A 12,626-nucleotide genomic window follows, 5' to 3' on the forward strand; every position below is an offset into this window, starting at 1 on the left:
CCTGCCTCGCGACTGCTTATTATGTTTTAAATATGCACTACTTTTCATATTTAAAAAGGCGTGCATCACGGTTACGACAAAGCTAGCATCAAGTTATCGACTTAAAAATATGAAATAGTGTGCCTATGAAGCGAATCAAGGTAACGCCCACCTGGTGCTTTAGCGATGACGATGGGCATCGGCTCGATACCAACCTTTTGCGCCTGCTGGGGGCAGTGCATCGTCATGGCAAGTTGACTCTTGCCACCGAGGAAGTAGGGATTTCCTATCGTCACGCGTGGAATTTATTGCGCCAGGGCGGGGATTTTTTTGGTGTCTCGCTTGTTGAACTTGAGCGTGGGCGTGGGGCGCGGTTATCGCCGCTGGGGGAAAAGTTGCTATGGGCCGAACAGCGAGCCACTGCACGGTTAAGCCCACAGCTTGATAGCCTGGGATCTGAGCTTAATCTTGCTATCCAACAGCATCAGGAAGGTATTCACCCCGTTCTGCGCCTGCATGCCAGCCATGGTTTTGCGATAGAGCTATTGCCACAACATCTGGGTGAGCTCCAGCTTGATCTGCAGTACTGCAGCCCTTTGGAAGCGCTAGCCGCGCTTAACCGCAATAGCTGTGATCTGGCAGGCTGCCATCTGCCCCGGGGGAAGGTGGGTGAGAAGGCGCGGCGTAAATACCGTCGTCTGCTCAAGCCCCGCAATCATCGACTAATGGGATTCATCGCACGTCAACAGGGGTTAATGGTGGCGCCGGGTAACCCGTTGGAAATTGATGGCGTTGCCGCTCTAGCCAGCAGGCCGGTAAGGTTTATAAACCGTCAGGCGTCGTCGGGTACCCGGGAGCTGTTAGATAACTTGCTGGCCGAAGCTGGTATTTCAGCAGCCAACGTGGATGGTTACGAAATTGAGGAGTATACCCACTCAGCAGTGGCGGCCTATGTAGCAGCGGGAATGGCGGATACAGGCTTTGGTGTAGCGGCTGCCGCGCAACGGTTTGGGCTTGATTTTGTGCCGCTAGCCACTGAGGACTACGTATTGGCCTGTCACTATCACTCCTTAAAGGAGCCGAAGTTCTATGACTTCTTGCAGGCGTTACGTAGCGCTTCCTTTCAAGAAGCGGTGCACCGTTTGCCGGGCTATAGTCCCCATCAATGCGGTAGTGTTATTGAAATTCCTGATTTCTTATAACGTTAGGGACGGAGGTTCCACGTTTACCACACCGTGTTTAGAGGCGGAAGCTAGAAGCGACTGATGGTGACAATCTCGCCCATAATAAAAAACTGCCCTGCCCCAATAGGGGGCAGAGCAGTCAAAAAGACGTGGCTAGCGGCTTGCTAAAACGGGCCGTCCTTGGCCACCACACCCCTACAGTGAGCGGATAGGGCAAAGATAACCTTAACGCAGGTTATGAAAGTCCTATTTAGCGACGTTAATTCGCTGTTCATAAACAAAAAACACGAGAGATGGCTCAAGTCGACACAGGTTAGGTCGATAAAGAATGCATAAAACTACTAAAAATTCTTCCGATGACCTACTGAGAAACACTTTATGGCTACTCCTCCTGCTTCGACCTCGCCAAAACGGAACCTTAGCTTACAGGCTAAGGTGCTGATGCTTGTCCTACTGCCACTTTTCATAGTGACCGCAGGGTTAGTCGCGTTTGACGCCTACGGCCGCATTCAAAACACCCATGAGACGCTGGCGAATCAGCGTGAGGTGCTGATTGAAGAGCGCCGCAATGCAGTACGCGACATTGTGCAAATGGCGACGACCGCTATTTCTCCTATTTATGAGCAAGCAGGTGCCAATGATGAGGAAGCCAAACAGCAGGTAGCCGAGATCGTGCGCGCCATGCGCTTTGAAGATAATAACTACGTTTTTATCTACGACTTCGATGGTAACAACATCGTGACGGCCCCTGCGCCAGAGCGTGAAGGTACCAACATGATGGACGTAAGAACCCCAGACGGAAATTACCTTATTCGCGATATTCTTCAGGTTGCCAAGAACGGTGGTGGTTTTCATAGCTACTTATGGGAATACCCAAGCACTCGTGAAATTGAGCCGAAACACTCCTACGTCGATAGCCTGGAAAAATGGGGTTGGATGATCGGTGCCGGGGTTTACGTCACCGATGTTGATGCGGTTGTTGCAGAACTGGCGGCGACTGCTAACGCGGATCTACGCCAGTCTATCTTGTTCGCTATTTTGCTGGGTGCCGCCTTGTTTCTAGCAGTGGCGCTGCTAGCATTTGGCTTTGTGCGTCGTACCGTTGGGCCGATTAAACGCACCGCCAGCGCTATGCACGATATCGCCCAAGGGCGTGGCGACCTTACCCGCCGCTTAGCGGTAGAGAGCAACGACGAAGTGGGTAACCTAGCGGTTCAGTTCAATGCCTTTGTCGAGCGCATGCAGGAAACCCTGCGTGATGTGCGCCGTAGCACCATGAGTGTTTATCATTCGGCGGGGGAAATTTCCCATAGCTCCGAGGAACTGGCCACCCGTACCGAGCAGGCCGCTGCCAACCTGCAAGAAACGTCAGCTTCCATGGAAGAAATTACCTCGACCGTGAATCACAGTGCAGATAATGCCCAGCAGGCCAATCAGCTGGTGCAGTCCACTGCTGAAGTAGCCCACCATGGTGAAGAAGCCATGGGACAGGTCGAACGGACGATGCACGATATCAACGACTCGGCGACGCGTATCAGCGAAATCATCACCATGATTGATGCCATCGCTTTCCAAACCAACATTCTGGCGCTTAACGCCTCGGTGGAAGCCGCACGGGCGGGTGAACATGGCCGTGGCTTTGCGGTCGTCGCGCAAGAAGTACGCACACTGGCTAGCCGCTCTAGCAACGCGTCAAAAGAGATTCGTACGCTGATTGATAGCTCTGTTAAGCACACCCACACCGGTGCCGAGCTAGTACGTAAGGCGGGTGCGACGATGCATGACATTGTGGAAAGTGTCTCCAAGGTGACCGATGTGATCGGTGAGATTACGGCGGGTGCCAAGGAGCAAAGTAGCGGTATTGGCCAGATCAACACCGCCGTCGCGGAAATGGATACCATGACCCAGCAAAACGCTGCCATGGTGCAGGAATCCACCACAGCTGCTAGCAACATGCGCCGTCATGCCGAGCACCTTAATGAGCTGATTAACACCTTTGTGCTTGGCGACGATGAGCCACAAGCTTCATCGACACGGCCAGCGTTAAACCAACCGCGTCAGTCTCTGCCTTCTAGCACACCAAGTGCGCAACAGGCGCTCAAGCGCCCCGTGCTCTCTTCTAAGCCTGCTCCGGTTAACGCTGGCGAAGACGACTGGGAAGAGTTTTAAGCCTAACGCTATGCTCCTGCTGGCTGGAAATACGCCTTGTTAAACAGCCAGCAGTAGCAAACACGCCCAGTAGACGAAACGTCGTCGCAAAAAACGTAGTAGAAAGAACGTAGTAGAAAAAAAGGGGCTGCCACATGGCAAGCCCCTTTTTCATTTCAGCCCAGCGTTAACTTCCCGACCAGCCCAGCAGAATCGGTACATAAACCACTAATAGCAGCACCCCAATCAAGCCTAAAAGATACGGGATAATTGCCCGGGTGATGCGCTCCAGCGGTAGTTGAGTCACTGACGAAGCCACATAAAGGTTGATTGCTACTGGTGGGGTAATCATGCCTATCGACAGCCCCACCACAATAATCAAACCAAAGTGGATCGGGTCGATGCCCAGCTGCAGTACCAGTGGCAGCAGCACCGGGGTAAGAATAATCAAAGCGCTAGCGGTCTCGATAAATACCCCCGTGAGCAGAATTACGGCCACGACCAGCAGCATAATCACGTAGGGGTTGGTGGAAAGCGACAGCACTGCCTGGGCGATGGCGCCGGGTACCTGCCAGCTTGAAAGTGTCCAGCTGAGTACTGCCGACATGGCAATCACCAGCATAATCACCGCGGTGGTCATCGCCGAGCGAATCAGCAGCTTATACACCTGGGGCAGGGTTAAATCCCGATACACAAACAGCGACACCAGCAGCGCATAGTTGACTGCGACCACGGCCGCTTCTGAAGGCGTGAAAATGCCCGAGAAGATACCGCCCAAAATAATTATCGGCGTCATCAGCCCCCAGCTAGCCGCTTTCAGCGTGCGCCAAATGGTCGGCAGCGACAGCGGTGTGCCTTTGGGATACTGACGCTTATACGCTTGAGTGATCGCAATGGCCATCAGCCCCAGCCCCATTGCCAGCCCCGGCAAAAAGCCGTTCAAAAACAGCTTTGATACCGACTGCTGAGCAATCACCGCGTAGATAATCATCGGCACCGAAGGGGGAATCACCACCCCGATAGTGCCGCTGGCAGCAATTAAGCTCGCCGCTGAAGCAGGGTCGTAGCCTTTGCGCTTAAGCTCCGGCACTAGGCTTGAACCCACCGCTGCGGTGGTGGCTGCACCAGAGCCGGAGATTGCCGCGAAGAACATGCCTGCCATTACCGACACCACCGAAAGCCCGCCGCGCATAAAGCCGACTAGCGAATCGGCAAAGCTCACCAGCCGCTCGCTGACCTTACCCTGGGCCATTAAGTCACCGGCCAGAATAAACATCGGGATAGCGACCAGGGCAAACGAGTTAATGCCCTGGAACATCTGCTGGGTGACCACCATCAGTGGCACGCCCGACTGGTACAGCGCATAAAGCGTGCTTGCCCCAATCGCAAAGGCAATCGGCACTCCCAGTAGCATAAACAGGAAGAACAGCCCGAACAGCACCAGAGTCATAGTGGCTCCTCCGGCGCGGCGACCGTCGGCTCACCGTTCACCAGTACGTCGATCATATCCACCAGGGCGTACCACGCCATGATGGCGGCAGAGAGTGGGATGACTGCATAGATGTAGGTCATCGAAAGCCGCAGTGAGGCGGATTTCTGAAAGCTTTGCACCTGCATATAGCGGTAGCCAATCACGATGAGCGCGATCATAAACGCCAGTACCACCGCCAGTGCAGCCAGGCGCGCCAGCTTGCGCAAGGGCAGGGGAAGCGCATCCACGGCAAAGGTCACGGCGATATGCCGCCCGCGTTGGAAGGCTAAGCTGCTGGCTAAAAACGTAATCCACACCAGCAGAAAGCGCGCGACTTCTTCCGTCCAGCCAACGGCGCTGAACAGTACCCGCGACACAATCTGCAGAGTGATCACACCAATTAAAGCTGCCATGCCTGCAAACACCACGGGCTGGATGATGGCATCCAGCCCGCGTTCGCTACGTTTCAATAGTGTTAAAAGTGGCTGTGCAAACGCCATCACTGATTTAGCGCCTCCTGAATGCGCGGTAGGTAATCACCAAACTGCTCGCCATACTTCTCATACACTGGCGCCACGGCGGTCTGGAAGGCTTCAATATCTGGAGTTTCGTTGATCTCCATGCCCGCCTCGCGAAGCTCAGCCAGTTGTTCAGCTTCCATGATAGCATTCTGCTCTCTTGCGTATGCAGATGCTTGCTTGGCGACATCCAGAACAATGGGCTGAAGCTCTACCTGGAGGCCGTTCCAGGCGGGAAGGCTCATAATAAACGTTGCTGGCGCATAAATATGCCGAGTCATCGTTAGGTAGTCCTGGGTTTCCGCAAGGTTGAAGGCATGAATAGCGTTAACGGGGTTCTCTTGGCCATCAATAGTGCCTTGCTGCAAGGCGGTTAATGCCTCTGTCCAGGCCATGGGTACAGCGTTGGCACCGAGCCCGCGGAATGTATCAACATAAACCTCATTTTCGATGACCCGCAGCCTTAGGCCTTGAAGGTCTTCAGGGGCATTGATTGCATGCTGGCTATTAGTGATATTCCGAAAGCCACGTTCAGCGTATGCCAATCCCTTCAGGTTCACATCCTGTAATTTGCCTAGGATTTCCTGGCCGATTTCACCATCCAGCACAGTATAGGCCGCTTCGGAGCTGGGAAAGAGAAACGGGAGCTCGAAAACGGAGAACTCATCGACGAAGTTAGCCACCGGCCCGTTGGTGATAATGCCCATATCCACAGTGCCGATTTGCATACCCTCTAATAAGGTGCGCTCATCGCCCAGCGAGGCATTCGGATAAATATCCACGCTAACCGCGCCATCGGTACGTTCGCTAATCAGCTGTTGGAAGCGCTCAGCAGCAATATGGTAAGTATCTTCCGTATTCACTACATGGGCTAGGCGCAGCGTAGTAGGGGCTATCTCTTCCGCTTGTCCAGCGAGGGGCAAACTGAGTAGACCTACTCCAATAAGGGGAAGAGTTAGCTGTTTAAGTTGGCGTGCCGATTTAGTCACAGCGTTCAGCGTAAAGCAGGCAAGGTTACTCACATTATCTCCTAAGAATTAGTGGTTTTAATTATATTGAGGCGTGGTTTTATTGTTTTCTTAATGCTCATCTATATCACATTGATTATAGGGGGCAAATTACTTATTTTTATTCCATTATTCGTTCTGCTAATCCGAAAAATCTTTATATAACTTGTACTTGAGTGATTTTTAGGTTGGCGATAACCTGCAAGAGGTTACTTTTAATTGCGCACTTTTGAATGAAGCACTACAGGGTTTTAAACGCCAAGTGCTTAAACCAATGGTGTGGTCAGCTAAATCAGGAATAAGAAATGGATAAGTTGCTGAACGACCTTGTTGCAATCGTCGGCCCTTCGGGGGTACTGCTTGGTGATGATGTCTCGCAGCGTAGCGTAGATTGGTTTACAGGGGCGCCTTGTCGCGCTAAGGCGATTGTTAGGCCGCGCAGCACAGAACAGCTGAGCCGTGTCATGGCTTTGTGTTATCAGGCCGACCAGCCTGTGGTGACACACGGGGGCATGACCGGCATTGTGCATGGCGGGGTGGCAAGCCCAGACGAAATCGTCGTGTCGCTGGAGTTGATGAATCAAATAGAGGAGATCGACCCGGTTGGTTCCACAGTTCTAGCTCAGGCTGGGGTGACCCTGCAGCGCGTACAGGAAGCAGCGCAAGAGATCGATATGCAGTTCCCACTTGACTTGGGGGCAAGAGGCTCTTGCACCATTGGTGGCAACATCGCCACCAATGCCGGTGGTATACGGGTAATACGCTACGGCATGATGCGCCAGCAGGTACTGGGACTAGAGGCGGTACTTAGCGACGGCACCGTAGTGAGCTCATTGAATAAAATGCTGAAAAACAATGCAGGATACGATCTGAAGCAACTGTTTATTGGCAGTGAAGGTACGCTGGGAATCGTTACCCGTGCAGTACTACGGTTACAACCCAACATGCCCAGCGAGCAAACGGCATTAGTGGCGGTGCCCTCTTTCGATGCGCTGACTCAGCTGCTGAATCTTGTCTCTCGTGAGCTAGCCAATAGCCTCAGTGCCTTTGAAGCGCTGTGGAATAATCACTATAAACTGATGACCACAGAAAGTGGTAAGCATGCGCCTGTACTAGCGGATAACTCACCTTTCTACGCCATTATTGAAACACTGGGGCTGGATGAGGCCGAGGACGCTGAGCGTTTTTCCCAAGTGCTGCAAAAGGCACTAGAGGTCGATTTGATCACCGATGCGGCTTTGGCGAGCTCCCAAGCCCAGCGTCAGGCGATCTGGGCCATAAGAGAAGATATCGAAGTGCTGGTGAACGAGCTGAAACCGATGTTCTCCTACGATGTCAGCCTGCCGATTCCCAGTATGCAAGCGTATGTCGATATTTTAGAAGAGAACCTTGAAGCCCAGTGGCCTCAATCAGGCAAAATGGTGGTATTTGGTCACCTTGGTGATGGCAACTTACACATTATGATCACGGTACGTGACGATAGCCCGGACAGCCGACGCCAGGTTGAACAGCTTGTCTATTCGCCTCTAAAAGCGTTTGGCGGCTCCATTTCTGCAGAACACGGCATAGGTCTTGAGAAGAAGGACTATCTGTCAGTCTCCCGTACCAGTGAGGAGATTGCCTTAATGAAACGCCTGAAAACCGCGCTGGATCCCAAAGGGCTATTGAACCCCGGCAAAGTGATAGCGCTGGACTAGCGTTTGCCTGAATGGTCAGTAAGTATCGCCAGCCTTTAGGGAGCGGGTGTTATCAGCTCCCTAATTAGCGATCTTAACCAGTGTATGCCTGAGTCGTGATCCTTCCTTTCATCCCAGCATAGGCATACTTTAAAGGGCGCTACATCTAGGGGCAGGGCGTAGAACTTCAGGCTATTGTTGCGACAAATCACCTTGGCGGCACTCTCAGTCACCACACAGAGTAAATTCGTCGAGACCAGTATCTCTTGGAGAGGAGTGATATAGGGTGTTTTGGCGACGATTTTGCGTTCTAACCCCAGTATTCTCAGCTTCTCATTGATTAACAATGGGCTGTCTTCGCGGTGAGACAATGCGATTTGTGGGGCGTTTAAAAAAGCGTCAAGCGTGATCGTGTCGTTGTCTCCGTATAGGGAAGCATCACCAACACAGCCAATTACATCATCAAACAGGTATTCGTGATAAGAGGTGAGTGGCAAGCTTTCCAACTGCACCATGGCGAGGTCGATATCGTGGGCTTGTATGGCGTGCTGAGCATCTTCGGCACTGGCTATGCGGGTAGACAACATGTTGAAGCATAAGTCGGGCGCATGGGTTAAACAGTGCTGAATGAGCTTAGGTTGTAACTGCTGGCTTACATAGTCCACCAGGCTGACACGAAACTCGCGTTTCGATGTAGCCGGTGAGAACTCGCTGTTGCTATACACCGCCTGATCGAAGTAGAACAACCCTTTGGCCACAGCGGCATCCATCTGCCGGGCAAGCGGAGTTGGCTGCATGCCATCCAGCGTTTTAATAAATAGCGGGTCATCCATCAGCAGGCGCAACTTCTTTAGCGAATGGCTGACGGCTGGCTGGCTAAGGCAGAGCGCTTCTGCGGTAAGGGTTAAGCTCCTTTTCCAATAAAGCGTATGAAAAACCAATAATAAATTGAGATTTATCTTATGTAGTCTCGTTGCCAACTTTATATTGGTTGGTTCAGTCATCAGGCGTCTCTAATTGGCAAAGGCTGTTCACGCAGTACGCTGACACTGCGCAAACAGCTATCGGTCACTTCAATAAAACCAACCTCACGCTACGGGAAGCCGGGCAGGTAGCAAAGACCGTTTACTTAAGTGCCTCCTGAATGCGCGGCAGGTAATCACCAAACTGCTCGCCGTACTTCTCGTACACCGGCACAACAGCAGCTTGGAAGGCTTCCATATCCGGCGTTTCGTTGATTTCCATACCGGCTTCGCGCAGCGCCGCCAGTTGGTCGGCTTCCATATCCGCATTCACTTGGCGCTCATGTTCGGCGGCTTCTTGGGCGGCTTCTTTCAGTACGGTTTGTGCCTGTTCTGGCAGTTGGTTCCAAACGGGCATGCCCATTACAAAAATGGCCGGGGCGTACGTATGGCGGGAAAGGGTCATGTAGTTCTGGGTTTCATCCAGTTTGAACGAATGGATCACGTTTACCGGATTTTCCTGGCCGTCGATGGTGCCTTGCTGCATGGCGGTCAGCGCTTCTGTCCACGCCATGGGAATAGCGTTGGCGCCCAGCTCGCGGAAGGTGTCGGTGTACACCGGGTTTTCCATCACACGAATGCGCAGCCCATCCAGATCTTCCGGCGAATTCACCGCGCGTTCGCTGTTGGTCAGGTTGCGGAAGCCGCGCTCTGCGTAGGCCAAGCCTTTCAGATTCACGTCAGACAGTTTATCCAGCAGCTCCTGGCCGATCGGGCCATCGAGCACGCCATAAGCAGCTTCTGGTGAAGGAAATAGGAACGGCAGTTCAAATACTGCCATCTCTTCGACAAAGTTGGCCACCGGGCCGTTGGTGATCAGCCCCATATCCACGGTGCCGATCTGCATGCCTTCCAGCAGAGTGCGTTCGTCACCCAGCGAGGCATTGGGATAGATTTCGATGTTGACCTTGCCATCGGTGCGCTCTTCCACCAGTTCTTCAAACTTGGTCGCGGCGATATGGAAACCATCTTGCTCGTTGACCACGTGGGCCAAACGCAGGGTAACGGGGTCCATATCAGCAAAATCAGCGGCATTCGCGGCGCTTACTAGCGCCAGTGAAATGCCCAGTGCCAGCGTGTTACGTGCAAAAGTTTTCATTATAGTGTGTTCCCAGTTTTACTAAAGATAGGAAGTGCTCCTAAAGCATGCACCACACTGCGGAAAACGGTCAATCAAAGCGCCTGTAAAACAGCTGACTAGCTGGACACAGCGCGCCCACACGGGTACGATACGCACCCAAAGCGCCCGTAGCTCAGTTGGATAGAGTGTCGGCCTCCGAAGCCGAAGGTCGTAGGTTCAATTCCTACCGGGCGCGCCAAATTAATGAAAAAGCCCACGAGAAATCGTGGGCTTTTTTGTTGGCACCCCGTTTTCCCACCTTTGGTTCCTTTATGCACTTCGTGGCGTTCGCCATCGTGTTGAGACCCATAGCCTCTGTGTGCTTGGAGTGTAGCGAATTCAAGCCCGACGCTTGCTGTTTGCGTAGAGATTTGTGAAGCGTCCATTGCTACTGGTCAGAGCCATTCATACAAAGCCTAAGCCACTGGGAGTGACTCATCGCTCCCCCAGTCTGCCCAAGAACCGTCGTACAGCGATAGCTGATGGTATCCCGCCAGTTCGGCGGCCAGCAGAATGATGCAGGCGGTGATGCCCGAGCCACAGGAAAACACCAGTTGGGGTTCACTGTTGGATTGGAGAGACGGAGCAAGCGTTATAAAGATTGTCTTCAGCTCGCTAACAGGTTTAAAACAATTTCCCTCTAGCACCTCTGTAAACGGCAAATTATGGGAATTGGGGATATGACCACTGCGTACCCCAGGGCGGGGTTCAGGCACCTGTGCCAGGAAACGTGAACGTGATCGGGCATCAACAACGGTTACTCGGCTATCGTCCAGATGGTGCAAAACGTACGCTGAGTTTCGCACTCGGCTGTGATCAAGGTTGGCGACGAAGTTGCCGGGTTTGGTTGTCGTTTCCGCGATGGTAGAAACAACGTCCCGCTGTTCGGCTAGCCACTGTGGCAATCCTCCATCCAGAACAAAAACGTGTTGAACGCCCATTGATCGGAAAATCCACCAGGCCCGCGGCGCCGAATAGATGCCTTGATTATCGTACAGTACGACGAGGCTTTCGGTCGTAATGCCCAGCTTTTGAGCTTCCTCAGTGACTTGCTCCTCTGTTGGAAAGGCGTGAGTCTGAGAAGAGCCGGTATCACAAAGCACACTTTCAAGATCGATCTGGCGGCTACCCGGTATCCACACCGGGCGATCATAGACGATAGGCTCTTTACCAATCACCGTCGCCATGCTCGCATCGATCAGCACTAACCGTTTGTTATCTAGGTTGTCTTGCAGCCATTGGGTCGTCACAAGGGGGGATGACATTATGTTCTCCAATCAAGTGCTGGCAGTTTGTGTTGTTCGGGCGATAAGTAGAAATGTGTTATAGCATCTCTATCTCAAACGCCGCTATTTGCCCGTTGAGCGCTTGAAAACTCCGCGCCTACTAGGTGACTTGGCTTGCCAGTCCCACTTATCGTAAATATATAGCCCTTCAAACAGGCAGCCCAGGGTATCCAGCAGCATACTGAAACCGATGGAGTAAGCCCTGGTAACGTTGGAGCTGCTTTTTAGTGTTCATGGGTAGAAATACCTCCTAATTGTCCGGCGTGTGCCCGTATAGTTTCCAACATGGTGGTTGCCGCAGCAGAAGGTGAAACTCGGGATGGCGTAATGATTCCCAGCGAGCGGGGCACATAAGGATCAATTAAAGGACGCCACTCTATACCTTCTGCAGAAATCTGACGGAAACTGAGTGAAGGAAGCGCAGCAACCCCTAGGCCTGCGGCGACCATTCGTCCAGCTGTACCTATTTGGCTCACTTCACACATCAAATCCATTTCCAAACTCAATTCGCTCAACACGCTCTCAATCGCAGCACGCGTGCTCGAAAGACGGCTCAACCCAATAATGGGATAGTGCAGTAGTGCCTCCCAAGGAATGGTATCCAACGTCAACAAGGGGTGCCCAACCGGGCATACCGCTACAAAGTAATCTTCTACGAGTGATTCAAAATGGGTCGCTTCTGCGAGTAGCGGTTGTACCGATAGCCCAATATCTGCCCGCTGGTCACTCACCAAGTCATCCACCTGGGAGGCCAACACATCGTGAACACTAATGGCAATATTGGGAAAGCGTTGGCGGTAGTCGGCGAGCACGGTCGGTAAAAAACCCGCCGCTAATGTTGGCAACGCTGCCAACGTTATTTTGCCTCTCTGTTTGTTGAACAGCTCTCCAAGGTCGCCCAGAGCTTCATCCCAATCGCTAATCAGTCGTCTAGCAGTGGGCAGAAAAAACTTTCCTTCCGGGGTGAGCTGCACGCCGCGAGGAGAGCGGTTGAACAGCACGCCACCGACACACTCTTCTAATTTGCGAATGGCAATACTTAACGCTGGCTGTGACATGTAGAGGCGCTCAGAAGCCTCAATGAAGCTGCCGAACTCGGCGATTGCTACAAAAGCTTTTAACTGACGTATAGAAGGCTGCATAAATAAAGTAAAAGTCTCGTTCGTATAATTATATTAGACAAATACTAGCAGGCTCTCTCATTCTTAATAAGTC

10 protein-coding genes and 1 tRNA gene are annotated in these 12,626 nt (G+C 52.5%); 4 read left to right on the forward strand and 7 right to left on the reverse strand.

Features of this window, described 5'->3' with window-relative positions; genetic code table 11:
• Nucleotides 1–125 precede the first annotated feature (125 nt).
• Entirely contained in the window at nucleotides 126–1,181 is a 1,056-nt protein-coding gene (locus K7H08_RS09990) for a substrate-binding domain-containing protein (protein WP_231657816.1), read from the forward strand.
• Between the two features lie 360 nt (nucleotides 1,182–1,541).
• Complete coding sequence (locus K7H08_RS09995) at nucleotides 1,542–3,332, forward strand: methyl-accepting chemotaxis protein (RefSeq protein WP_415964756.1); 1,791 nt, start codon at nucleotides 1,542–1,544, stop codon at nucleotides 3,330–3,332.
• Between the two features lie 166 nt (nucleotides 3,333–3,498).
• Here K7H08_RS09995 and K7H08_RS10000 read toward each other — a convergent pair whose 3' ends face one another.
• Genes K7H08_RS10000 through K7H08_RS10010 form a run of 3 tightly spaced genes read right to left on the reverse strand, consistent with a single transcriptional unit; the run spans nucleotide 3,499 to nucleotide 6,322 of the window.
• Nucleotides 3,499–4,761, reverse strand: coding sequence for a TRAP transporter large permease (locus tag K7H08_RS10000; RefSeq protein ID WP_125752651.1), 1,263 nt, complete (start codon nucleotides 4,759–4,761; stop codon nucleotides 3,499–3,501).
• Entirely contained in the window at nucleotides 4,758–5,282 is a 525-nt protein-coding gene (locus K7H08_RS10005) for a TRAP transporter small permease (protein WP_038479280.1), read from the reverse strand. The genes K7H08_RS10000 and K7H08_RS10005 overlap by 4 nt, the downstream gene beginning before the upstream one ends.
• Entirely contained in the window at nucleotides 5,282–6,322 is a 1,041-nt protein-coding gene (locus K7H08_RS10010) for a TRAP transporter substrate-binding protein (protein WP_193061108.1), read from the reverse strand. The genes K7H08_RS10005 and K7H08_RS10010 overlap by 1 nt, the downstream gene beginning before the upstream one ends.
• Nucleotides 6,323–6,612: 290 nt before the next feature.
• Here K7H08_RS10010 and K7H08_RS10015 point away from each other — a divergent pair, with 290 nt between their 5' ends.
• The gene (locus tag K7H08_RS10015; RefSeq protein WP_231657818.1) at nucleotides 6,613–8,004 is read left to right on the forward strand and encodes an FAD-binding oxidoreductase; all 1,392 of its coding nucleotides are present in this window, start codon (nucleotides 6,613–6,615) and stop codon (nucleotides 8,002–8,004) included.
• A 35-nt stretch (nucleotides 8,005–8,039) separates the two neighbouring features.
• Here the strand turns inward: K7H08_RS10015 and K7H08_RS10020 are convergent, their stop codons facing one another.
• Both K7H08_RS10020 and K7H08_RS10025 read right to left on the reverse strand, forming a co-directional pair.
• A complete protein-coding gene (locus tag K7H08_RS10020; RefSeq protein WP_231657819.1) occupies nucleotides 8,040–8,987 on the reverse strand; it encodes a LysR family transcriptional regulator in 948 nt (315 codons plus the stop codon).
• 121 nt (nucleotides 8,988–9,108) lie between these two features.
• Nucleotides 9,109–10,104 (reverse strand): TRAP transporter substrate-binding protein, encoded by a 996-nt coding sequence (locus tag K7H08_RS10025; RefSeq protein WP_231657820.1) that lies wholly within the window; start codon nucleotides 10,102–10,104, stop codon nucleotides 9,109–9,111.
• 143 nt (nucleotides 10,105–10,247) lie between these two features.
• Here K7H08_RS10025 and K7H08_RS10030 point away from each other — a divergent pair.
• Nucleotides 10,248–10,324: transfer RNA gene (locus tag K7H08_RS10030), tRNA-Arg, on the forward strand.
• Nucleotides 10,325–10,541: 217 nt separating this feature from the next.
• On the opposite strand, the gene K7H08_RS10035 is transcribed toward K7H08_RS10030, so the two are convergent.
• Both K7H08_RS10035 and K7H08_RS10040 read right to left on the reverse strand, forming a co-directional pair.
• Nucleotides 10,542–11,390, reverse strand: a complete 849-nt coding sequence (locus K7H08_RS10035; RefSeq protein ID WP_231657821.1) for a sulfurtransferase — start codon at nucleotides 11,388–11,390, stop codon at nucleotides 10,542–10,544.
• Between the two features lie 245 nt (nucleotides 11,391–11,635).
• The gene (locus tag K7H08_RS10040) at nucleotides 11,636–12,553 is read right to left on the reverse strand and encodes a LysR family transcriptional regulator (RefSeq protein ID WP_231657822.1); all 918 of its coding nucleotides are present in this window, start codon (nucleotides 12,551–12,553) and stop codon (nucleotides 11,636–11,638) included.
• Between the last annotated feature and the right edge of the window lie 73 nt (nucleotides 12,554–12,626).

The sequence above is a fragment of the Halomonas sp. IOP_6 genome (assembly GCF_021151565.1).
Taxonomy (GTDB): Bacteria; Pseudomonadota; Gammaproteobacteria; order Pseudomonadales; family Halomonadaceae; genus Vreelandella; species Vreelandella alkaliphila.